Annotated in this window: 25 protein-coding genes; 14 read left to right on the top strand and 11 right to left on the bottom strand. The window is 43.5% G+C overall.

The window, feature by feature from the left end; all coding sequences use genetic code 11:
• Positions 1-20: 20 nt before the first annotated feature.
• Both B9T10_RS01860 and B9T10_RS01855 read left to right on the top strand, forming a co-directional pair.
• Positions 21-800 carry an inositol monophosphatase family protein gene (locus tag B9T10_RS01860; protein ID WP_008314623.1) on the top strand — a complete coding sequence of 260 codons (780 nt, stop codon included), beginning with the start codon at positions 21-23 and terminating at the stop codon, positions 798-800.
• Positions 801-850: 50 nt separating this feature from the next.
• A complete protein-coding gene (locus B9T10_RS01855) occupies positions 851-1,585 on the top strand; it encodes a phosphodiester glycosidase family protein (protein ID WP_063455807.1) in 735 nt (244 codons plus the stop codon).
• Here B9T10_RS01855 and B9T10_RS01850 read toward each other — a convergent pair.
• Both B9T10_RS01850 and B9T10_RS01845 read right to left on the bottom strand, forming a co-directional pair.
• The gene (locus tag B9T10_RS01850) at positions 1,551-2,879 is read right to left on the bottom strand and encodes an ATP-binding protein (RefSeq protein WP_094537651.1); all 1,329 of its coding nucleotides are present in this window, start codon (positions 2,877-2,879) and stop codon (positions 1,551-1,553) included. The two genes, B9T10_RS01855 and B9T10_RS01850, sit on opposite strands and share 35 nt — an antisense overlap.
• A gap of 10 nt (positions 2,880-2,889) precedes the next feature.
• Positions 2,890-3,576, bottom strand: coding sequence for a response regulator (locus tag B9T10_RS01845; protein ID WP_008314617.1), 687 nt, complete (start codon positions 3,574-3,576; stop codon positions 2,890-2,892).
• Positions 3,577-3,717: 141 nt separating this feature from the next.
• On the opposite strand from B9T10_RS01845, the gene B9T10_RS01840 reads away from it, so the two are divergent.
• On the top strand, positions 3,718-4,128 hold the full coding sequence (locus B9T10_RS01840) for a Spy/CpxP family protein refolding chaperone (RefSeq protein WP_094537650.1): 411 nt from the start codon (positions 3,718-3,720) through the stop codon (positions 4,126-4,128).
• Between the two features lie 248 nt (positions 4,129-4,376).
• On the opposite strand, the gene B9T10_RS01835 is transcribed toward B9T10_RS01840, so the two are convergent.
• The 8 genes from B9T10_RS01835 to fur all read right to left on the bottom strand — a co-directional run bounded on the left by B9T10_RS01835 (position 4,377) and on the right by fur (position 14,117).
• Entirely contained in the window at positions 4,377-4,658 is a 282-nt protein-coding gene (locus tag B9T10_RS01835; RefSeq protein WP_094537649.1) for an STAS domain-containing protein, read from the bottom strand.
• Positions 4,659-4,667: 9 nt separating this feature from the next.
• Entirely contained in the window at positions 4,668-5,273 is a 606-nt protein-coding gene (locus B9T10_RS01830) for an MlaC/ttg2D family ABC transporter substrate-binding protein (RefSeq protein WP_008314613.1), read from the bottom strand.
• A 54-nt stretch (positions 5,274-5,327) separates the two neighbouring features.
• Entirely contained in the window at positions 5,328-6,326 is a 999-nt protein-coding gene (murB, locus tag B9T10_RS01825) for a UDP-N-acetylmuramate dehydrogenase (protein ID WP_094537648.1), read from the bottom strand.
• A 5-nt stretch (positions 6,327-6,331) separates the two neighbouring features.
• Positions 6,332-7,546 carry an SEL1-like repeat protein gene (locus B9T10_RS01820; RefSeq protein ID WP_094537647.1) on the bottom strand — a complete coding sequence of 405 codons (1,215 nt, stop codon included), beginning with the start codon at positions 7,544-7,546 and terminating at the stop codon, positions 6,332-6,334.
• Between the two features lies 1 nt (position 7,547).
• A complete protein-coding gene (locus B9T10_RS01815) occupies positions 7,548-9,449 on the bottom strand; it encodes a SurA N-terminal domain-containing protein (protein WP_094537646.1) in 1,902 nt (633 codons plus the stop codon).
• Between the two features lie 82 nt (positions 9,450-9,531).
• Positions 9,532-12,102: a DUF349 domain-containing protein gene (locus tag B9T10_RS01810; protein ID WP_094537645.1), complete on the bottom strand. Its 2,571-nt coding sequence runs from the start codon at positions 12,100-12,102 to the stop codon at positions 9,532-9,534.
• Positions 12,102-13,697, bottom strand: a complete 1,596-nt coding sequence (locus B9T10_RS01805) for an ArnT family glycosyltransferase (protein ID WP_063503486.1) — start codon at positions 13,695-13,697, stop codon at positions 12,102-12,104. The genes B9T10_RS01810 and B9T10_RS01805 overlap by 1 nt, the downstream gene beginning before the upstream one ends.
• Before the next feature lie 9 nt (positions 13,698-13,706).
• Positions 13,707-14,117 carry a ferric iron uptake transcriptional regulator gene (gene fur / locus B9T10_RS01800; RefSeq protein ID WP_008314607.1) on the bottom strand — a complete coding sequence of 137 codons (411 nt, stop codon included), beginning with the start codon at positions 14,115-14,117 and terminating at the stop codon, positions 13,707-13,709.
• A 177-nt stretch (positions 14,118-14,294) separates the two neighbouring features.
• Between fur and B9T10_RS01795 the strand changes: the two genes are divergently transcribed.
• The 7 genes from B9T10_RS01795 (at position 14,295) to B9T10_RS01765 (ending at position 19,886) form a co-directional block, all read left to right on the top strand.
• Positions 14,295-15,344 carry a class 1 fructose-bisphosphatase gene (locus B9T10_RS01795; protein ID WP_094491140.1) on the top strand — a complete coding sequence of 350 codons (1,050 nt, stop codon included), beginning with the start codon at positions 14,295-14,297 and terminating at the stop codon, positions 15,342-15,344.
• A 103-nt stretch (positions 15,345-15,447) separates the two neighbouring features.
• The gene (gene efp, locus B9T10_RS01790) at positions 15,448-16,014 is read left to right on the top strand and encodes an elongation factor P (protein ID WP_008314605.1); all 567 of its coding nucleotides are present in this window, start codon (positions 15,448-15,450) and stop codon (positions 16,012-16,014) included.
• 42 nt (positions 16,015-16,056) lie between these two features.
• A complete protein-coding gene (gene petA / locus B9T10_RS01785) occupies positions 16,057-16,647 on the top strand; it encodes a ubiquinol-cytochrome c reductase iron-sulfur subunit (protein WP_026165685.1) in 591 nt (196 codons plus the stop codon).
• Complete coding sequence (locus B9T10_RS01780) at positions 16,647-17,921, top strand: cytochrome b (protein WP_008314603.1); 1,275 nt, start codon at positions 16,647-16,649, stop codon at positions 17,919-17,921. The genes petA and B9T10_RS01780 overlap by 1 nt, the downstream gene beginning before the upstream one ends.
• Complete coding sequence (locus tag B9T10_RS01775; RefSeq protein ID WP_008314602.1) at positions 17,918-18,745, top strand: cytochrome c1; 828 nt, start codon at positions 17,918-17,920, stop codon at positions 18,743-18,745. Before B9T10_RS01780 ends, B9T10_RS01775 begins: the two co-directional genes overlap by 4 nt.
• Before the next feature lie 67 nt (positions 18,746-18,812).
• Positions 18,813-19,412 carry a glutathione binding-like protein gene (locus B9T10_RS01770; protein ID WP_008314601.1) on the top strand — a complete coding sequence of 200 codons (600 nt, stop codon included), beginning with the start codon at positions 18,813-18,815 and terminating at the stop codon, positions 19,410-19,412.
• A 6-nt stretch (positions 19,413-19,418) separates the two neighbouring features.
• Positions 19,419-19,886, top strand: coding sequence for a ClpXP protease specificity-enhancing factor (locus tag B9T10_RS01765; protein ID WP_094488583.1), 468 nt, complete (start codon positions 19,419-19,421; stop codon positions 19,884-19,886).
• 64 nt (positions 19,887-19,950) lie between these two features.
• Here the strand turns inward: B9T10_RS01765 and ppa are convergent, their stop codons facing one another.
• Positions 19,951-20,487, bottom strand: coding sequence for an inorganic diphosphatase (gene ppa / locus B9T10_RS01760; protein ID WP_063503483.1), 537 nt, complete (start codon positions 20,485-20,487; stop codon positions 19,951-19,953).
• A gap of 87 nt (positions 20,488-20,574) precedes the next feature.
• On the opposite strand from ppa, the gene B9T10_RS01755 reads away from it, so the two are divergent.
• The 4 genes from B9T10_RS01755 (at position 20,575) to B9T10_RS01740 (ending at position 23,367) form a co-directional block, all read left to right on the top strand.
• Positions 20,575-21,198 carry a thiamine diphosphokinase gene (locus B9T10_RS01755; RefSeq protein ID WP_094537644.1) on the top strand — a complete coding sequence of 208 codons (624 nt, stop codon included), beginning with the start codon at positions 20,575-20,577 and terminating at the stop codon, positions 21,196-21,198.
• Positions 21,199-21,278: 80 nt separating this feature from the next.
• Positions 21,279-22,022: a molybdate ABC transporter substrate-binding protein gene (gene modA / locus B9T10_RS01750; RefSeq protein WP_094537643.1), complete on the top strand. Its 744-nt coding sequence runs from the start codon at positions 21,279-21,281 to the stop codon at positions 22,020-22,022.
• Positions 22,019-22,687 (top strand): molybdate ABC transporter permease subunit, encoded by a 669-nt coding sequence (modB, locus tag B9T10_RS01745; protein WP_008314596.1) that lies wholly within the window; start codon positions 22,019-22,021, stop codon positions 22,685-22,687. Before modA ends, modB begins: the two co-directional genes overlap by 4 nt.
• A gap of 8 nt (positions 22,688-22,695) precedes the next feature.
• The gene (locus B9T10_RS01740) at positions 22,696-23,367 is read left to right on the top strand and encodes an ATP-binding cassette domain-containing protein (protein WP_094537642.1); all 672 of its coding nucleotides are present in this window, start codon (positions 22,696-22,698) and stop codon (positions 23,365-23,367) included.
• The last annotated feature ends 41 nt before the right edge of the window (positions 23,368-23,408 follow it).

The following is a 23,408-nucleotide window of genomic DNA, read 5'->3' as shown; positions in this document are numbered from 1 at the left end:
ATTTTTAATCTGAGAGTTTTATGAATCCACAATTAACCATCGCACAAAAAAGTGTTTCTAAAGTTAGCCGTTTAATCAATCAAATCTTTGAACAAACTGCTAAATTAAGCCAAGCACAACGCGAAGAGACCGAACGTTTTGACATCTTTTACGCACAAATTGAAACCGAGATTGCCAAAGAAATTTTATATGCATACCCAGACCACACGGTAGAAACAAAACTCACAGGTGTACATGGTCCTGCGCAGAATAAATCTTACTGGTATGTCAGTGGTATCGTTGGCAAACAAAACTTCTTAGGTGGCAATGCTGACTTTGCTGTTTCTGTGGCTTATATGGTGGAAGACAAATTAATGGCAGCATATGTTTATGCACCTGTGTCACAAAAAACCTATATGGCTGTGAAAAATGAAGGTGCGACACTCAATGACATTCGCATCCGTTTACCTCGCCACAGCGGCCGCATCAGCGATGCCCTTTTACTCACAGATGCTCGTTCATTGCGTAAAGAAAACGTGATGATGACCGCGCATTTACATCACCTCTCTTTAGGTGTTAGAGTATTAGGCGATGAAGCATTGAGCATCTGCGAAATGATCGAAGGCAAAGCATCTGCCGCTTGGTTGAATGCGTTTGATCCTTGTGATCATTTAGCGGCTGTATTGATTGCCCAAGAAGGCGGCGCTTTAGCCACTGACTTTAGCGGCAATGAAGTGGACATCAGTGCTGAAAATGCAGCTTTTGCCACCCCTAAATTATTGAAACCTTTATTACAATCCATCCATCAAGCCAAACGTTAATGAAGATCCGGAAATCTCACCTACTTGCCCCATTGTTAACCCTGTGCTTCATGCCAGAAGCCCACAGTTTATCGTTGTTGATGCAAAAGTATCACAATGTGGAGTTTGCAGTGGTTGAGGTTTCCGAACATGATTCATTACAGCTTTTTTGGAAAAATGCAGCCACCGAGCAGCCGTATCAATCGTTTTCAACCCTCAATAAGACGCTGCAAAAAGAGAAAAAGCAGCTTCTGTTTGCCATCAACTCTGGCATCTTTGGGCAAGATCAATCGCCGCTCGGTTGGCACATGGAAAAAGGTGAGCTCTTAAAGGGCTTAAATCAGATCACACGCACAAATGCCATCGGGAACTTTTCATTGATCCCGAATGGTGTTTTTTTTGTCAATAAAGATGGTTCGCGCCATGTGTTGGAAACAGAAAATTTTCTTCGCAATCAAAAGCGCTATGAGCCTTTATATGCCACACAATCTGGCCCGATGCTTGTGGTCAATGGTCAGTTGCACCCAAAATTCTTCCCATCTTCCGACAGCTTAAAATACCGCAGCGGCGTTTGTGTTAAAAACAACACCACGTATTTTGCCGTCACACAAAGCCCCATTAATTTTTATTACTTTGCCAAATTCTTTCAAGCGGAACTTGGCTGCAAAGATGCCCTTTATCTTGATGGCACCTTATCGCAGCTCTCTTACCTTGGAAAAATTTATGGCGCACCCTTTTGGAATGTGCGCCCATATGTTGGCATTTGGGCAGTTACGAGCCCGATGACAAAGGAAACGTCAAAGTAATCATCAATCCGCCATCGGCATAATTTTTTGCCTCAATGGTGCCATGATGATGCTTCACCATTTGCCCTGCGATGGCTAAACCTAAACCAGCACCATTTGAATCCGGCACCTCTTCATTCTCCGCACGATAAAACGCCTCAAATAAGCGCCCTAAATCCTTTGGCTGCACACCGGGACCATCATCATGCACGCTGATGATCAATTGATCATTCACCACGTTAAAAGTCACATCAATGCGCGTTTTGGCATAATGGATGGCATTACGCAAAATGTTCTCAATCCCGCTTTGAAAGTTTTCCACATTTAGCAGCACGTTGATCTCTGGCACATCATCATAATGAAGCCGTTTGCCATTGGCATCGGCTTCAAACGCCGCCTCTGCCAATAGCTCAATCAATGCTGACGTTAAAGGCACCGATTCGTGTTGCTCACGGCGCAAAATCAGTTCACGAGACAATGACAACATCGCCTGAATGCGATCTTCAATTAAAATGAGGTTTTGTTCAATGCGATCAATGTCCGGCGCTAAGGATGCATCTGTTTTACGGCGTAACATGCCATTGGTTAAACGAATGCGCGTCAATGGTGTTCTAAGCTCATGAGACATGTTCCCAAAGAGGCGATTCTTCTCTGCTTCTGCCTTTTGCAGCTCTTCCACCATTTGATTAAAGCTCTGCCCGAGATAACTGAACTCCACCGTCCCTTTTTCAAGTGCAGGATCCACTTCCCAATCCCCTTTCGCCACCCGATCTGCCGCTTGTTTTAAGCGCTTAATCGGACGATAGAGCGAATAGGTGAGTAAAAAGATAAAAGGCAAACTGGCAAAGAGCATCAACAACAGTAAAAGCGAGGGTGATTTAAACATCATGCTCACATAATACGACTGCGGTAATTTTGGAAAGAGCATATAAAACTGATAACGCGCCCCTTCCACCTCAAAAGGCCCCATGATCATTTGCGAATTGATCACTTGTTGATGCGGTACATCTTCATCCGTCACCGCCGTAATGAATTCACGATACTCAGGATTATCCACACTACTGATGGAGTAGGCTAAATATTCAGGATCATTGGTTTTCGGGATGGCAATGAAGCGCCCTGCATTTTTAGCATGGCGCATCTGTAACTGGCGATCAAGGCGCTGTTGAATCTTCTCCCGCTCAGCACTTGGCACTTCACGAATGCGCCTTTGATCAAGCGTTGGAATGATGATGGCGATGGAGACCACCGCAATGCAATAGATCAAAAACACAAAAAAGATCCGCACACTCAACAAAGAGAAAAATTTACGCACGCCTCACCCCTTATTCAATGAACATATAACCTAAACCATGAATGGTTTTAAACCATGGCATGCCGTTGTCACGATCGGGGATTTTCTTACGCAGATTGCTCACGTGCATGTCAATGACGCGGTCAAACGCTTGATGACGCTTTCCTAAAATTTCGCGGCTCAATTCATCTCGGCTGATGGCTTTGCCGCGGTTTTTCACCATATACAATAATAAAGAGAATTCCGTATACGTTAAATCGATTGGTTTGCCGGCAAAGCTTGCTTGAAACTGCGCTTGATTGAGCTCTAATTGATCCACTTTAATTACATTGTGATCCTGCGGTGCTTCTTCTGCATTGGCACGGCGCAATAGCGCACGGATGCGCGCAATCAACTCACGATCATCAAAAGGCTTGCCAATATAATCATCAGCACCAAGTTCTAGCCCAAGCACGCGATCAATGCTGTCACCTTTTGCTGAAAGCATCAATACGGGCAATAAAGGATGCGTGCTTCTCACCTCTTTTAATGTGTCCCAGCCATTCTTTTTGGGCATCATCACATCTAAAATCAATACATCTGGCGTTGTGTGTGCCATATAAGCTAAACACTCTTCCCCGTTGTTACACACATCGACGGCAAAGCCCTCAAAGGTCAATAACTCCGAGATCAACGCTTGCAGTTGTAAATCATCATCCACCAATAAAATATGTTCCATGACTACCTCCTTAGGCCATTATAGCGGCTTCTCTACAACTGTCTAAAAACATTTACGCCGCTTTACATTCTCTAGACTGCCTTTTACAAGCACGGGCTTATCATGTACTCAATCTAAAAACATTCACATGAGGACATTGATATGAAAAAGTTAGCTTTAGCAGTGATTGGCGTGATTGCACTTTCAAGCGCCGCGATGGCAAAACCGGATCGCAACCACAGCATGGATCGCTTACAATTGACGCAAGAACAGAGCGCGCAAATGAAGTCATTGCATGAATCCATGCAAAAAGAGCGTGAAGCCACACATGCCGCTCATCAAGCAGAGATGAAAAACCTCTTAGAAAACCCAACCTTTAATGCAGATCAAGCACGCAAAATGCACCAAAAACATCGTGATGATCGCGCTGTACAAAAATTGCAACACAAGCATGCGGTGTATCAAGTATTAACGCCAGAACAACGCGCTGAATATTTAAAAGCACATGATGGCAAAGGTCCGCGCATGAACCATGACGGCAAAGGCCACAAAGGACATCGTCATCATCAGTAATCTGACCTGATTACCCCCGACTCTCTCACACTCTCCTTATCCCATCCTCGCGATGGGATCTTTTTTTGCTCATCGAAATGACTACATAATAATTACATTAAAGCCATATTCATGCACCATGATGCGCAACGAGTCTCAAAAATCCCCGAGGAAATAGATGCTCATCCATTAAATTAGGTAACTTATTTGTAATGAATTCCCACAAAAAAAGGGATCATCCGATCCCTTTTTTATACCTCTAACATCAATCAATGAGTGAACCAATTCGCTACATGATACAGCGTCAATAATTTATTGAGTTGTTCAGGAATGGCATCAAGCGCTAGACTCGGATAATCATGCTTATAGCTGATCAGTAATGCCACAAATGCACTGTCACAACGACTGACGGCATTTAAAGACAACAGGCTAGGCGCCTCATTTTTAAACGCCGTACGAATCACACGATCATACTCAGGAATGGTGAATTTGTTAAACTCGCCAATCAATTGATAAACGCCTTGTCCTGTCGCTTTCAAGCAGTCACTCATGTGGATGTCCTATTTATTTTTTTGCGCTAAGGTTTCAATCATACCATCAATGCCTTTAGCATTCACCAATTCACGGATCTCCGTACGATAGCTCGTCACAATGCTCACGCCTTCAATGGAAACATCATACACCAACCATTTACCGCCAGATTTGATCATTGAATAGTTCACGGCTACAGGCTTATGGCTTGATGATGTGATTTCTGAACGCACTGTCACTTCATTTTTGTTTTTCGCATTCGGTGGCAATGGGAATACATTGACTTTATCATCCGTGTATTCAAGCAATGCGCTACCGTAAGCATTGATCAACAATTTTTTAAATTCATTCATAAAGCGATCACGCTGAGCAGGCGTTGCATCACGCCAAGCACGACCCATCACCCATTGTGACATGGTGTTAAAATCAAAATATGGCACCGCCATTTTTTCAATAAAACCATACAAACGCTTTGGATTCTGCTTTAAGGCAGTTTCCTCTTTTTTCAAGGCATTGATCAATTGTGCAGAGGCTTTTTCAATGGTCTGCTCTGGCGTATCAGCTGCATACACCATTGAACACATCGAAACCACCACCATCAGTGCCACAGACTTCAATAATTTTACAAGTTTCATACACTTTTTCCTATGGTTAATAAAAACTGTTGTGTCCCATCTATCATTCTAACATTATAGAATGATCACTTCAGGCTCTAAACAAATACCAAATGCCGCCTCAACGGCTTGCATCACTTTTACACTGTGTGCATAGAGCGCTTGCCCTGTTGCACCGCCTAAATTCACTAAAATGAGGGCTTGCTTTTCATACATGCCCACATTGTTTGCATATTGCCCTTTAAAGCCTAAACGATCAATGAGCTGACCTGCGGACAATTTACATTGTTCTCCATAAGGATAGACCACCAAATCCGGATATTGTGCTTTTAATGCCTCAGCTTTCGCAAGATCCACCACAGGGTTCTTAAAAAAGCTGCCAGCACTGCCAAGCTCACTCACTTCAGGCAATTTCGAGCGGCGCACCGCAATCACTGCATTAAAGATATCAAGCGATGCCGGTTCATCAATCCCATGTGCATGTAAATGCGCTTGTAAGGCAGGATAAAAGCGCTCATAGACATGCGGTGATTTAGATAAACGAAAATCCACACTCACAATTAAACGATCTTTCAAGGCAGATTTAAAAATGCTGTCTCGATATGCAAAAGCACATTCATCATTGCCATAGGCTTCAAAGCATTGCGTCTTTAAGTTGTACACATGCACACGCTCAATGAATTGACATGCCTCAATGCCATAAGCTCCAATGTTTTGCACAGGTGTCGCGCCCACTTGCCCGGGAATATAGGCCAAGCATTCTAATCCATGCCAACCTTCGGACAAAGTATGCGCCACAAAAGGATGCCAAGGTTCGCCCGCATACGCTTTGACTAAAACTGATGCATCATTCTCTTCAATGATCTCAATGCCGCGCATACAGTTATGCACCACCGTGCCTGCATAATCTTCGGTGAACAATACATTACTGCCACCGCCTAAATAAAAGAGGGGCGCTTTTAAGTCGCTCAATCCTGCTAAATCATCTAGCGCATCAATGCGATAATAATGAGCCGCTTGAGCTGCAATGCCAAACGTATTCACATTGACTAAATTAAAATTGTGCTCGATCATACCATCTACTTTGTTGAAAGACGCTCTAACGCCGTTTGTGCTTCCGTCACATTTGCTTTGGCAGCTTTTTGATACCAAGCTTTGGCTTCATCTAAATTTCTCACCTCAGGATACTCTTCAAAAATGCGCCCTAAATTATATTGTGCGTTGCTATCATCTTTTTGTGCCGCTTCACCATACCAATAAATGGCGCGCTCTAAATCTTTATCCACACCAATGCCGCGCTCAAAGGCACGCGCCACACAATTTTGCGCTTCAATGTTGCCCGCTTCTGCGGCGGATCGGTAGTAATCATAAGCACGGCGATTGTCTTTTTCAACCCCAAAACCATGTTCATACAATCGCCCTAACGCCACTTCCGCAAGTGGAAATTGATTATTGGCCGCCTTTTGATACCAAAATTGCGCCGTTTCATAATCTTGCTTTGTGCCTAAGCCTTCTTCGTACATGTAGCCGAGTTTATATTGGGCGCTTGGCATGTCTTCATTCGCTGCACGTTGAAACAGCAATAATGCCTCACTGATGCGCGTGCGATCATTCTCTTGAAGATACAAGTTGCCTAAACGCTCATATGCTAAAGGGAAATTCTCATCAGCGGCATTTTGGTAATATTTTAAGGCTTGATTTAAATCCACCGGCACACCTAAACCCACTTCATACATATAAGCTAAGCCATAATCGGCAATGGGATTGCGCTGAAATTTAGTGGCTTTAATGAACCAATCACGCGCCTTTTGATAATGCTGATCCGATGGCGTCGGATGATCTAAATAATGGTTAAACAGATAGATGTTGGCATTTTCTGAACCATGAAGCGCCGCACGCTCATAATGATCAAACGATTTTTTCGCATCCTTAGGCAAACGAATGCCTTGATCGTACATGATGGCCAATAACTCATTCGCCCTTGGTTGATTGTCTTTCGCTAAACGATTTAAGATTCCAAGGCCTCTGGCAATTTCTGACGGATCATTGCTTGCAAGCATCACTTCTGCTTCATCGATCCACTCATCATCACTTAAACTGACGTCTAAAACATCAATCTCATCGACAACTAAATGAGTGGCCATCGGCATTTCTGACAAAGGCGCATCATTGGCCTTTGTCAAAACAATGTCGGACAAATAGTCCTGCTCACCGCCATCATTGTGCAGCGTCATGTAGAGGAAAAACCCCGCAATCCCCGCATACGCCCCAATCAATAAAGTGCTATTTCGCATATTACTCTGTCAAAAATGGGACTTGATACACTTCGATCTGACTTTGATCATACAAGCCCTGCATGAATAAAAGGGTTTCGGCATTGGCCATATCAGAACGCAAATATTGGCCAATCAAGGTCAATTCTTCTTCTGTGTAATCAGAGAGTTTACCAGGCTCAATGTTATTGACAATCACGCCATCGACATGATCATTGATGCTCAATGCCACAAAAGCCGCCGGATAAGTTCTCGCCACAGAAAAGCCTTGTTCAAGCACAGCGGCAATTTCAGGATCGTTGTTTGCCGCTTCATTGATGTTCACCGCAGATAAATCTGTATAGTTTTTCACCGTGACATCATGTTTTGCCGCCACATCTGCCAGCGTTTTACCTTCTGCCAATTCAATATTGATGGCATCAATCAAGCCACGGGCTTTTTTCTCAGCTTCAGAGCGCACCAATGCTGTTTCAATCTGTGGTTTTGCTTCATCAAAGGTCAAAGGACGCGCGGCTTCATACGCTTGTACGCGCACAATGCGAATTTCACCATTGTCCGCTTGATAAGCTTCGGAATTTTTCCCGCCCACCAATTGCATCTCTTGACTGATCATGTCAAAGGTTGCTTGATCTTTCAATGCACCCGTTTTTTCAGTCAAACTCAACCAATCTGTTTCAACAGGCGTTGTATTAAACGCTTGCGCCAATAAATCTAAGCTCTCTGCATTTTTCTCTGCCACTTCTTGGAAGTGCTGCTCATGATTTGCTTTAATCGCCGCTTCTTTGCTCTGTTTAACTGCTGCGGTGGCTTTTGCAGTCAATGCCTCATCACTTAAAGCATCATCGCCATCGATCGCCAATAAACGCACCACATGCACAGCATTGTCCGTCACAACTGGGGCAGAATAAGGCGCATCCATGGTCAAACCAAAGAGTGCCGTTTCAATGCCTTGTGTGCCATTGATGCGTAAATTGCCTGTTTGATAATATAAACCTTCAGGGTTTTGCTCAATTTCGGCTTTTGCTTCCTCAAAAGAGAGATTGCCCGCTTTTAATGCATCGCTGATGGTGGTCAAAGCTGCGAGTGCTTTTTGTTTCTCTTCTTCTGTACTGAACTGAATGATCAATTGATCAGAATTACGGCTCTCTGCTACTTTTTGCTTTTCTAAAATTTCAGCTTTTTTAGCGGCAACTTCTTCAGTGGTGACCGTGATCGCTTCATTGGTCACTTCAGGCAATGTCACATAAGCAATTTTCACACGCGGTTCTGTGGAAAATTCATGTTTATGGCTCTCATAATAGGCCGCTAACATCTCATCGGTCACAATTGCATCTTTCACAAAGCGCGCAAGCGGCACAGAGATGACAGATAAATCACGTTTTTCACGATCAATTTTTGCAAATGCTTCGATGCTCTCTTGTGGCACAATCACAGAATCAGAAATCGCGCGGATCAACAATTGCGTGGTCATATCACGGCGCAATAAATTTTCCCACTGCTCTGCCGTTAAGCCTTGTTGCTGTAAATAATATTGATAGCGCTGTTTACTGAATTGTCCATTCTCTTGTAAAAATGGCATTTTATGAATGGCATCGCGCACCGCTTCATTCGATGCCATGATGCCCATTTTTTCTGTGGCTTGCTGCATCACTTGCTCTTGAATGAGCCCGTTTAATACATTCTTCTTCACCATCAAAGCCGCCGCACCTTCTGGTGTGACGCCGCCTTGCTCACGCAAATGATTCATATACGCCTGCGTTAAGACACTTGTGGAAATTTTTTCACCATTCACTTTCGCAACGGCAGGATCGCCAAGGCTGCCCATCATGCTTGAGCCACCAAAGCCCAAAAATGAGATGCCAATCCCTAGAAATAAAAACTTAGCAAATTTACTCGTCGCTCGTTCGCGAATATACTGCATCATAATGGTTATTTTCCTAAAATATCATCGATGGATCATTTAAACTTCGCAATTCTACCAAACCTCAGGTCTGAATCAAACTCATTTATCGGAAACGGTCATAGAGATCAGGATTGACCTCGCCCACCACCAAGCTGAGCCATTCATCATCTAAGCGTTCTAATTGTTTGTGTGTATCTTTTAGAGTGCGATCTTGATTGAGGGCTTGTGATAATACCGCCATTTGTAGCGCTAAGCGCGCTTCACGCTCTTCTGCCCTTGCCGGAATCTCCAGCATAATTTCACGCAGCAACACCAAACGCAGCGCCACTTGATCACGTTCAGTGGATAAAGCCTCTAAACGCAATTGTGCAGTGCGCTGACCAGCTAAAATACTCAATAATGTTTGTACGCGTTTTTTCAACATCGGATGTTGCACATTACGCACAGGCTCAATCTCAAACGGCAAACCGGACAATGCTGCTGTTTCTAATGCACCGATCATTTCGGCCGTCTTTAACAATTCTGCGCGCTTTTGTGCGTGCAAAGCCGCCATGCGAGTCTTTTGTGCCTGCTCAATCGCCGCAATTGCGGATTTAAAGGCGCGTTCTAATGATGGGTGCTCAGCCTTTGGCACACGCCCTACTTTTTGCCATTCAGCTTTGACTTGATCAAGTTCATGTGCTGTCGATAATGTCTCTAAACGCGCTAAAATCTCACGCTTTTTCGCCACATTGCGCTGCGCTTCACGTGTTTGCGTACTCATTTGCGCATCACGTGCTGCAAAAATTTGATCATTGACAAGACGCATCATTTTCCAAAGATGATTTTCCTCTTGATTCGTGGCGCGCACAGTGGGCGTAAAGTCACGATTAAAGGCTTTAGCCTGCGCCACCGCTTTTACAATATCACCTTGAGACAATAATGCATTTAACTCAGTAATCATCCCTTCTCTGCGCGCTTTCTCCGCGGCACGCTCTGCATCAATCGCTTGCTCTAAAGGCGCAATAATGGCACGCATTTGTTTTTCTAATTGCTGTTTATCACGATGTAAAAAGAGCGGCGCACCATAACTCAACACACCATCTGTCGAATATTGATTTAAATAACGATGCCACTCTTTAAAAAACTGCTGGCGCATTGTCATCAATTGATCCCAGTTCGGGGCTTGCCAATCAATGCCATCGATCCATGTTTGTAGGGCGCTTAATAAACCTTCCGCCTCTGTGCGATAAATGGCACGCGCTGCTTGATCTTTTTCGCGCATTTTCATCACATTTTGATGAATTTGATGGCACGCTTTCTCAAAGCGCTGATGCAAGCCTCTTGGCACATGATCAATGCCCACTTGTGCCGTTTGCCACTGCGTGCGTAAAGCTTTTAAACGCGCCCCTAAATCACTGGCTTCACTGTTGATCAACCCTTCTGCTTCATCACACAAAGCAGACAATGCTTGATGCGTACGCCAGCGCACCACATCTAATTGTGCATGCATCGGTTCTGTCAAACTTTTCAACTCTGCACGATATTGTTCCGCGCGGCGTGACGATGAGGCTGTTTGTAATTTTTCTAACAGACTCTCTTCTAAGTGTGCTGCGGCTTGCAACTCACCGGATGCCATCAATTGTTCTAATGCCACAAGTGCATTGTCCATATATGCCCAATCTAATGTGACTTCTGCCACTTTTTGAACGTCAGGCCGTGCTTTCATCACAGGTTCAGAAACAATCGCCGCTTTATTGTTAAGTTCATTCAATTGCGTGATTTTATTGTGTAGCTTCACCTGAAGCTGCTGCATTTCTGTGCGTTCTTTTAAAGAGAACACATCATCTTTCATCAATGCATCAAGCTGTTTGATGGATTGCTTTAAGTGATCAACGTCATCGCACTCCATGCTCTCTGCCGCGATCTGTTTCCATGCATTCAATTGCGTTCTGCGCTGTTCATTCATCACTTGATGGCGCGCTAAATATGCATTACGAAACGCTTGATGCGCATCCCCAAGGGATAATGCTTGCCATGCAGCATCTAAATCACTCAATTGATTGAGGGCCGCTAACGGCTCAGATTCCGCTAAGGCTTGATAATCACGCAATAACTCAGATTGTTTAGCTGCGCGCATTTGTGCGGTTTCAAGCACTTGAATGTGATTTTTAAGGGCAATGGTACGTTGTTTATCTTTGCCTAAATTTTGTTGTAAAAATTGCTTTAATGTGGCGATGTCATCCATGGCTTCAATTTCATCAACACTCAAAGCATAGTTTTGCTCAATCAGATGCGTGGCCTCTTCTTTGGCAATCACATATTGCATGAGTGCGGGCTTTAAAGAGACATCCTCACACGCCATCAATAAACGCGCGACAGGAAAATCACGGCGCACCGTGTGCATCATAAAGTGATGAATACCTTCAGCGCCATTTGCTAACGTAAAACGACGACAAATCTCTTTTAAGAGTACAGATTGTGCCTCTGTATTCGGCTCTTGTAAAAAAAGTGTGTAGAGCTCAACAATCCCTTCAATTTTCGTAAATGCATACATACGTACATCACAAGATGGGTCAGATTGCGCCATCGATAAGATGATGCTTTCGGCTAAGGCTTCTGTTTGTAATGCGTGTTGCCTTACTTTTGGATTTTTATGCTGCCATTTTGGTTTAAAAAAACTCAACATCGCCATCAATCGCTCTCTTTTCTAGTCAGTAGATTTAAATTATCAATATCCGCCACCGAAAAAATTGCCAAATAGCGATTGCGAAACGGTTGGTAATATTCCGCCATTTGCATGGTCGTCGGTGTCATTTTATCTAAATACACAATGATGCGGCCATTAGGCGCAAAGGCTTTAAAACGCTCAAACTCCAGGTCATGATCGATCACCACCAAAGGTTCTGCTAAGCGTCCTAAAAAGTGATATTGCCCCATATAACGGCCATTATTGGCCACCACATAGCCATTGTTCTGATACCAACTGATGCGCTCTGAAGCTGGCAGCACATCATAAAAATCGCGGGCGTTTCGGATCACGCCAAAATTAAACGCCAATGTCAATGCCACACTCGTCAAAGCAAGTGTCATCAAACGTGTCTCTTTGGCAAAAATGAGCAACATTACACTGAAAATCAATAAACCCACGCCCCACATTGGGGAAATCGTGGAGAGCCATTCAATGGCATGTGTGTCTGAAACAAATTTACGAGCATATGGAAAACTCATCAAAATGAGCCCCATAATGGCAATCACCGCTGCCACTAACGCCACATCCTTACGGCGATTGATGGTGCCTTGATAAGCGCGCGCCACCAATAAACAAAAAGCAGGATACAGCGGAATCAATGGCACAATGGAGGTTTTCATGGTGATCAACACCACAAACAGTGATGAGCATAACCATGCCACACAGAATTTAAACGCAGCCTCTTGTTTATTCACCGCTGCAAATGAACGATAAAGCGGCAACCAAAACACCCAAGGAAAGAGCATGATCACTAGGGATAAAAAGGTCATGCCAAAAGGCATCGGGTCATTGATTTGTGCCAATAAACGAGGTAAGCCAAGAATATTGCTCAATGATAAAAACGGATAATGGTGTTTGACACCATAGCCCCACACCCAAAAGATGGCAAATGCACTGATGACGGCACATGCACCATAAAGCGCGCCTTTACCATAATGCTTTAACCAAAGCGGCATCACCAGGAGTACAGGCAATGCATAAATTAAAAATGCCACACCTGTGACAAAAAATCCAAGCAATAAAGCAAACGCAACGCCTAGCCACCAAATGGCGGAATATTGCCATGCTCGAATCAAAAAATTAATGTAAAGCAAGAGAAAAAATGCCACAAAGATTTGCTCAATGTGAGCGGTGGCAAAGACTGACCACATCAAACTGCCAATTAAAATGAGCGGTGCATTTGCCCGAACTTTTGGCAGTTGTGGCCACAGTTGTTTGCCAGCCAACGCCGTTAAAAACAGCGTGCCTAAACTGAAAATCGCCGCTAAAAAACGGATGGAGAACTCACTGACACCAAACAGTGACCAAATGAGCATCTCAAGCCAATGAACAAGGAGATAGGACTCTTCCACCACTTGTCCATTTAAAGTGGGTATCCAGTATTGACCCGATACCCACATTTCCCATGTGACTGCTGCGGTGCCCAATTCTTGGTAAGGCAATAGTGGCCGACAAAACCATGCGGTAATCACTAAGGCGAGCCAAATGCCAATCCAATTGAACGCTTGTTTGCGTGTGATCTTAGGCGTCTGCAGCATACAAGGGCTTTACTGACATCTTTTACAAATGCCGTAGATCGTCACTTTCGCTTCTTGGAACAAATAGCCAAAGTTTTTTGCGATCTCTTCACTCTTCACACGAAACTCTTCTTTGTGAAACTCATCGACATAACCGCACTTAACGCACACAATGTGGCTGTGTTGATCACCATTGTCTAATTCAAACACCGATTGGCCACCATCGAAGAAATGGCGTTGCACTAAACCGGCTTGTTCAAATTGCGTCAATACGCGATAAACCGTGGCTAAACCGACTTCTTCACCCGATTCATTCAAACGTTGGTAAATCTCTTCTGCACTTAAATGATCCTCTGAGGATGCTGACACTAAAATGTTTAAAATTTTAAGCCTTGGTAGGGTAACTTTTAAACCAGCATTTTTTAATTCTTCTGAACCCATATATTCCGCCTATCCATAAAATTATCAACAATGATTAATTATAACACCAAATATTAATTTATTTCATTCATGCATGATTTTCTCGCGATCACATCAAAAGCATGATCAATTAGACTTTTATTTATTGTCGAAAACGAGTACTATGTGCGCATTTTTTGATTACTTGGAGTTTATATAATGCAGCTTGGCACCCCGCTGTCTCAATACTTGATCGAAGAGCAGCGTCTCTACCCTGAAGCCACCGGCTCTTTCACTCTACTGATGAATGATATTGCCCTAGCCTGTAAAACCATCTCAGCTGCTGTGCGCAAAGGCGCATTGGTGGATGTCTTAGGCAATGCAGAAACCGATAACTGTCAAGGCGAACAACAAAAGAAATTAGACATCATCGCCAATGACTTATTCATTAAAAACAACATCTGGCGCGGTCACATCTCTGCAATGGCCAGCGAAGAGATGGAAGAAGTTTTCCCCATCCCTGAAGACAAACCTCGTGGCAAATATTTACTCGTGTTTGATCCATTAGATGGTTCAAGCAACATTGATGTAGATGGTCCAATTGGCACCATTTTCTCCATCATGCGTTCTGATAAAGAACATCCAACAGAAGAAGACTTCTTACAAGAAGGCGTCAAACAAGTGTGTGCAGGTTACTGCTTGTATGGCCCTGCCACCATGATTGTGATCTCAATTGGCCACGGCACACACGCCTTTACACTAGATCCAGACATTGGTGAATTCATTTTAACCCATAAAGACATTCAAATTCCGGCGACCTCTGCTGAATACTCCATCAACCATGCCAATCGCTTGAAATGGGAAAAACCCATGCTCGAATATGTACAAGATCGCGAAGCGGGCGTCGATGGTAAAAAAGGCAAGCGCTATACAATGCGTTGGGTCGGTGCTATGGTGATGGACGTGCATCGCATTTTAATGCGCGGCGGCATGTTTGCTTATCCAATTGATGAAGGCATTCGTGCAAAAGGCGGTCGTTTACGCTTAATGTATGAAGCGAATCCCATTTCATTTTTAGTGGAACAAGCAGGCGGCATTGCCACCACAGGTTATGAACGTATTTTAGACATCAAACCGTCTAAATTGCATCAACGCATTCCTGTGATCATCGGCTCAAAAGAGGAAGTGACAGACATTTTAGACTATCACAAAGCCTTCGCTGCAGAACATGACCTTAAATTTACCCACGAATGCAAACTCTATAAGTAACGATTTGCCTAACAAATAGTTAACTTTTAGCAAGATTTTGTGAGTATTTTTATCGTATAATGACAAAGTTTTTATAAACAACTTGGAATGAGAATAGATATTTATGGCAACTTATAGCACAAACGAATTTAAAGGCGGTTTAAAGATCATGCTCGATAATGACCCTTGCAGCATTATCGAAAATGAGATGGTCAAACCTGGTAAAGGTCAAGCATTTAACCGTGTGCGTTTAAAAAACCTCAAAACAGGTCGCGTGATTGAAAAAACATTCAAATCTGGCGACACAGTTGAAGCGGCTGACGTGATGGACATGGACATGCAATACTTGTATGAAGATGGCGAATTCTGGCACTTCATGAACCCTGAGTCTTTTGAACAAGTGAGCGCATCTGCCGCTGCTGTAAGCGATGTTAAAAAATGGTTAAAAGAACAAGATCTTTGTGTGGTAACCCTTTGGAATGGCGTACCAATTTCCATCACACCACCTAACTTTGTTGAATTGAAAGTTGTAGAAACTGACCCAGGTTTAAAAGGTGATACAGCGGGCACAGGCGGCAAACCTGCGACGTTAGAAACAGGCGCTGTTGTGCGTGTACCACTTTTCATCCAAATTGATGAAATTGTTAAGATTGATACGCGCACAGGCGATTATGTCTCTCGCGTAAAATAATCTTTTCTTTGTCAATATATTATAAGTAAATCGGAGAATGTGATGAGTGATAATAACAATGTCGATCTCAAAAGACGACGTGTTCTGACGCTAGCAACGTCAGCCGTAGGCGGTGCAGGAGCTATGTTCTTAGCCTACCCTTTCATTGCTTCGTGGATGCCTAGCGAAAAAGCAAAAAACGCTGGTGCGCCTGTTGAAGTGGACCTATCTAAATTAAAGCCAGGTGAATTACTGCGCGTGGAATGGCAAGGGAAACCTGTTTGGATTTTAAACAGAACACCTGAAATGCTCTCTTTATTAGAGAAAATTCCTGCCAGCGAATTGGTGGACCCTGAGTCAAATATGGATCAACAACCAAGTTATGCAAAAAATGCATGGCGCTCTGAGAAAAAAGAGGTATTGGTGTTGGTGGGTATTTGTACTCATTTAGGCTGTTCCCCAACCTATCGCCCGAACGTGGTACCGGCTGAAAATTGGGTCGGTGGCTTCTTCTGCCCATGTCACGGTTCGAAATTTGACTTAGCTGGTCGCGTGTATAAAAACGTACCTGCGCCCACTAATCTCATCGTCCCTAACTACCAATTCTTAGAAGGCAATCGCCTCTTGATTGGTAAAGATAAGGAGAGCGCATAATGGCATTTAAAGAAAACAGTTCACAGCGCGGCATTGTTGGCTGGATCGATAACCGTTTACCGGTTGTCGAAGCCACTCGCAAACACATGACCGAATATTACGCACCGAAAAACTTCAACTTCTTGTATGTGTTCGGTGTGTTGTCGATGGTGGTTTTAGTGAACCAAATCATCACCGGTATTTGGCTTGTGATGCATTACATTCCCGATGCCACTTTAAGCGAAACAGGCATGCCGATTGCCTTTGCTTCCGTAGAAACTGCCATCATGCGTGACGTGGATTGGATGTGGCTGATACGCTACATGCATGAAGTGGGCGCATCGATGTTCTTCGTGGTGGTCTACATCCACATGTTCCGTGGTTTAATGTATGGATCTTTCCGTAAGCCACGTGAGCTTGTGTGGATCTTCGGTATGCTCATTTACTTACTCTTGATGGCTGAAGCCTTCATTGGTTACGTATTACCCTATGGTCAAATGTCCTTCTGGGGCGCGCAAGTGATTATCTCATTGTTTGGTGCGATCCCTTATGTGGGCGACACTTTACTTGAGTTCATTCGCGGTGACTTCGTCATTTCAGCGGCAACCGTTTCTCGCTTCTTTGCCCTTCACGTGATTGCATTGCCACTCGTGTTGGTTTTCTTAGTGATTGGTCACATCTTAGCCCTTCACCATGTGGGTTCAAACAACCCTGATGGCATCGAAATCAAAGATCATTTAGATGAAAATGGCAAGCCTTTAGACGGCATCCCATTCCACCCTTACTACTCTGTGCATGACACATTTGCAGTGGGCATTTTCTTAATCATCTTTGCTTTGATCGTGTTCTATGCGCCAGAAATGGGTGGTTATTTCTTAGAAAAACCAAACTTTGATCCAGCAAACCCATTGGCAACACCATCACACATTGCACCGGTCTGGTACTTCACGCCATTTTACTCCATCTTACGTGCGATCCCATCATGGTTCGGTACGCAAATCTGGGGTGTGATTGGCATGGGCGGCGCGATTGCAGTCCTCTTTGTCTTACCTTGGTTAGACAGAAGTCCTGTGAAATCAATTCGCTATAAAGGTCCATTGACTAAAATTCTTTTAACACTCTTTGTGATCTGCTTCTTAGTATTGGGTTACTTAGGTGTTGTGGAAGCAACTGCAGGTAGAACATTGGTGGCAAGACTTTGTACGGTTTATTATTTCGCTTTCTTCTTATTGATGCCAATTTGGAGCAAGCTTGATAAAACAAAACCAGTACCAACAAGGGTGACAATGAAATGAAAAAATTAAAAATTTTATTAATGTCAATCTCATTGATGTCAGCAGCTTCTGCAACGACTTTACCACCAGTTGAGATTGATGTAACAGATCAAGTATCTTTACAAAATGGTGCTGAGCTCTTCATGCAATACTGCCACGGTTGTCACTCTTTAGAGTTTCAACGCTATAACGTGACAGGCCGCGATATTGGCATGGCTGATGACAATGCAGTCAAAGATAAACTCATTCATACAGGCAGCTTCTCTACCCGTGAAAATGAGTATCAGCCAACGAAAGTGGGCGATTTGATGAAATCTTCCATGAATCGTAATGACTCAAACTTATGGTTTGGTAAAGCGCCACCGGATTTATCCACCATCGTGCGTGCACGTACGGGTGATCCAAATGGCTCGATTGAACCACGTAAAAATGGTGCGGACTACATTTATCACTATTTGAACTCGTTCTATTTAGATGATACCCGCCCCATTGGCGTGAACAACATCGCCTTCCCAAGCGTGGGTATGCCACATGTGTTGGCAGAACTTCAAGGGGAAACCAAAGCCGTTTTTGAAGAGCGCTTGCCAGAAGGTTGTAAAGTTGCCGATGAGAATGAATGTAAACCTGAAACTGTGGTGATTGACACTGAAGTCATCACACCCGGAAAAATGACGCCTGAAGAGTATCGTGCGGCGACTCGTGACATTGTGAACTTCTTGTCCTATGTTTCAGAGCCTGCGCAAATCAAGCGTGCTCAATACGGGCCATGGGTCATTCTCTTCTTAGTGATCTTTACAGCTTGTGCCTATTTCATGAATAGAGAATACTGGAAAGATGTAAAATAAGCAGTATAAAGTGGGCTATCCTTTGGATAGCCCATTGTTTTTATTTTGTTTGAGGTAAAGGAATAAAATGTCTACACGTCGTTCAGGCTTTACGCTTTATCAAGAAAATCCTTCATTAGATGCGGATCGTATCGCGATTACATTATTAGAAAAAAATATACTCAGCGATTCAGTCTATGTTGACATCAGCAATCCGCCCGAAGAGTTATTAGATATTAACCCACAATTAATTCTCCCAACTTTAGAAACAAAAGAAGTCACCCTCTATTACCCTGGCATTGTCTTAGAATTTTTAGACGAACGCTTCCCTCATCCACCCTTGTTGCCCCATGATCCCATCAATCGTGGTAAATTCCGTTTGATTTTAAAGCGCGTGCTCAATGAATGGTATCCATTACTTGAAAAAGTGCTCAAAAAAGGCGAAGCTGATAAGAAATCCATGAAAGCGATTCATGATCTATTATTGCGCTATAACCCATTATTTGAGGGTTTTATCTATTTTCAGAGCAATGATTTTAGTATCATAGATGCATCGCTCGCACCGTTCTTCTGGCATTTGCAAGCCTTTGACATTGCCATTCCAGAAAAAGCGCCTGCGATCATTGAATACAACAGCAACATTCTCGCCCGCGAGAGTGTGATTCATCATTACAAATCAAAGGGGTAATTCACCATGATGACTTCAAATAAGCCTTATATCATCCGTGCATTTTATGATTGGATTGTGGACAACGGTGTCACACCCTACATTGCGGTTGATGCCACATTGCCTTATGTTGAAGTCCCTGAGGATTACGTGACAGAAGGTAAAATTATTTTAAACATCGAGCCTTCTGCCACCCCAAATTTGGTGCTTGGCAATGAATGGATCTCTTTTTCTGCCCGCTTTGGCGGTGTGCCGATGGAAATTAATGTCCCCATTGGCGCTGTGATTGCCATTTATGCCCGTGAAAATGGTCATGGCATTGAATTTCAGCCAGAACCTTTATTAGATGATCCATTCCCAGTGGAAGCAGAAAAAGCCTCGCCGTTTGCCGTCATTGCCAATGAAGAGAGTGAGAAACCTGCCAAAAAGCCCGCAGCTAAAAAAGCGACGGGTAAAAAAGCCACTAAAAAGCCTTCATTGACCGTCGTTGAATGATTCAAAGCCAATAAAAAAGCCTGTTTTCACAGGCTTTTTCTTCATCTGATGACCAGTTCAACCATTATTTTTTGTTGTTGAACATTTCTAAAGATTTTAAGATCTCTTTTTCAGCATCTTCTTTTGTGCCAAAACCATCTAATTTAACCCATTTGCCTTTTTCTAAACCTTTGTAGTTTTGGAAGAAGAATTCGATTTGTTTCACCAATAATTCTGGTAAATCATCGATGGATTGAATGTTGTCATACATTGGGCACAATTTAGACACTGGCACTGCCACTAATTTAGCATCACCGCCCGATTCATCTGTCATATTCAACACGCCTAAAGGACGTGCACGCACAACACAGCCGTGAATCAATGGGAATGGTGTCACAACCAATACGTCTAACGCATCGCCATCATCACATAATGTTTGTGGAATGTAACCGTAGTTTGCAGGATAACGCATGTTCGTGCCCACAAAGCGATCAACCCATACCAAATCATCTTCGATCTCATATTTCACAGGATCAGATTCAGCAGGGATTTCGATGATACAGTTAAAATCTTCAGTGATTTTGTTTAAATCTTTTGCAGCCGGAATAGAATTAAAGCTCATTTTTGACCTCTAGTTGTGTGATGAACATCTAAAACGCGCTATTATACCCGTTTATATCCTCGACTTCCATGCACCTAAAGGCACAAAATGTACACTCGTTTGATTCTTTTGCTCCCTGGCCCCGTCAATTACGCACAATTGAACCTCTCTTTGACTGAGAATGATTACATCATCGCGGTAGATGGCGGCATTGAACATGTCAAAGGGCTCGATGTTACGCCAAATTTATGGGTGGGCGATTTTGACTCTTGCCAAAGCGAAGATCAAGCCATCTATCAACATCTTAATAAAGAGACGCATCCGACGGACAAAGATTATTTAGACACAGAACTTGCCCTCTCAAAAGCTGAATCACTAAACATCACAGAGTGCATTTTAATTGGCGGCATTGGCGGACTGATTGACCATCAAATGGGCTTATTTATGTTGCCCTGCGCGCATGAGGATCTCCATTTCATTCATACAGATGGCCACACAAAACTCTATTCCCTCAATCACGCTTGCACGCTTGCCATTGCCCAAGAACATTATCAGCGCTTGAGTATTGTGCCCATCACGACACTGCAATCAGTGACCACAAGTGGCGTTAAATGGCCATTAACGAACGCCACATTGCCCGCAGGCTTTGGGCGATCCCTCAGCAATCAAATCACAGATTCTGTGGTCAATTACACACAAACCGATGGCACTGGATGGATCATTCTCTCTTAATCGCCGCTGTGAGATTGAATTTCGATATATAACAATGTATATTACGAGCTGTTTAGATTCCTAACTGTGGAGTAATACGCATGAAAAAACATTTAATTGCCACAACGTTAATCGCCTCATTCTTCACTTTAGCCTCTGCTGAAGAGATCATGGTGTCTGCGGCTGCAAGCTTAACAAATGCCTTTACAGACATCGCTAAAAACTACGAAAAAGCGCATCCTGAAGATAAAGTGATGCTCAACTTTGCAGGCTCTGGCGCATTGTTACAGCAAATGGAAAATGGCGCACCTGTGGACATCTTTGCCTCAGCTGACCAAGTGACCATGGACAAAGCCATTGAGAAAAAATTGGTGAAAGCCGACACTCGTAAAACCTTTGTCCAAAATACATTGGTGGTGATTGTCAGCACAGACAGCAAATTAGATCCTAAAAATTTAGAAGATTTAACCAAAACAGATGTGACGAAAATCGCTCTTGCAAACCCTGCGAGCGTGCCAGTTGGCCGCTACACTAAAAGTGTCTTAGAAGCCGCTAAATTATGGCAAACCCTTGAGCCTAAATTCATTGAAACTGAAAGCGTGCGTCAATCCCTTGCGTATGTGGCACAAAATGAAACCGACACAGGCTTTGTGTATGGTACAGATGCTGCTGTCCTCAAAAAAGAGGTGCGCGTTGCCTTCACAGTGCCCACAGAACAACCGATCACTTACCCAATTGCCTTAACCACAGACAGTAAAAAAGGCAGTGACCGTTTCTATGACTATATCTTTAATGCAGACAGCCAAAAGATTTTAGAAGATTACGGATTCACGAAGCCTGAATGATCGATTCAATTTATCCAATTTTAATCCTAACGCTTAAGGTGGCAGGTTTTGCCACGTTAATCGGCTCCCTATTAGGCATTTTAATTGGGTACTTCCTAGCTCGGGCAAACTTTTGGGGTAAAAATCTACTCGACACCATCCTTACCCTACCGATGGTTTTACCTCCGACAGTGCTCGGCTATTACCTCTTAACAGTCATTGGCCAGAAAAGCATGTTTGGCCAATGGTTGTCTTCAACGTTTGGCATTCGCCTGATCTTTACTTGGCAAGCTGCAGTGATCGCTGCAACGATTGTGGCATTCCCATTGATTTTAAAGCCTGCGCGTGCAGCCTTTGAAGATGTCAACCGCGAATATGAACAAGCGGCCAGCATGCTTGGAGTCTCTAAAATTGCCATCTTTTTTCGTGTCACACTGCCTTTAGCATGGCGTGGTGTTCTTTCGGGTGTTCTCTTAGCGTTTGCCCGCGCACTTGGCGAATTTGGCGCAACCTTAATGGTGGCTGGTGCCACACAAAAGACACAAACACTCTCAATTGCCATTTATCGTGCTTATAACTCCTTTGATTATGATACCGCGAACTATTTAGTGCTCATCACATCCATTGTGTGTATCTGTATTTTAATGACGGCAACATTCCTCAACCCTCGCAAACCTCGCTTGTAAGGGCAACTATGACCATTGATCTATCCATCCATAAAACATTAACAGCTTATAAACGCACCTTTGTGCTTGATGTTGAGTATCAAACTGAGGCGGAACGCTTAGTGATCGTTGGGGCATCAGGTTCTGGGAAAAGTGTTTTATTAAAAACGATTGCAGGGCTCATTACGCCAGATGCGGGTAAAATCGTGTTGCAAGATCGCGTTTTGTTTGATGCCGATCACAAAATTAACCTCAAACCCCAAGCGCGCAAACTCGCCTATCTCTTTCAGAGTTATGCTCTATTTCCCCATTTAAATGTGGCACAAAACATTGGCTTTGCGCTGCATCAATCCATTTTCAATGGCCGCAAACACCATGTACCGCCAGAAGTTCAATATTGGCTCGAACTCTTTCATTTAGAGGGCATTCAGTTTCAATATCCTGATGAAATCTCAGGCGGGCAAAAACAGCGCGTAGCCCTTGCTCGCGCGTTGATTGTCAATCCGATGGCCATTTTATTAGATGAGCCTTTTTCTGCCCTCGATACTGATTTACGCAGCATCATGCGTAAAGAGCTCAGCGACATTCAAGCAGATTTACAGATTCCGATGATCCTCATCACTCATGATCATGAAGATGCACGCACCTTTGGCGATGCCGTCATTGAGATTGAAAATGGCCAGATTTTGAAGACATCTTAAACACGGTGCTTTTAAAGTGCGCCCATAACTCATACAATAGC

The organism is Wohlfahrtiimonas chitiniclastica, assembly GCF_002252325.1.
Classification (GTDB): domain Bacteria; phylum Pseudomonadota; class Gammaproteobacteria; order Cardiobacteriales; family Wohlfahrtiimonadaceae; genus Wohlfahrtiimonas; species Wohlfahrtiimonas chitiniclastica.
Note: the sequence above shows the minus strand (reverse complement) of the source record. Positions and strands in the feature narration are given on the sequence as shown.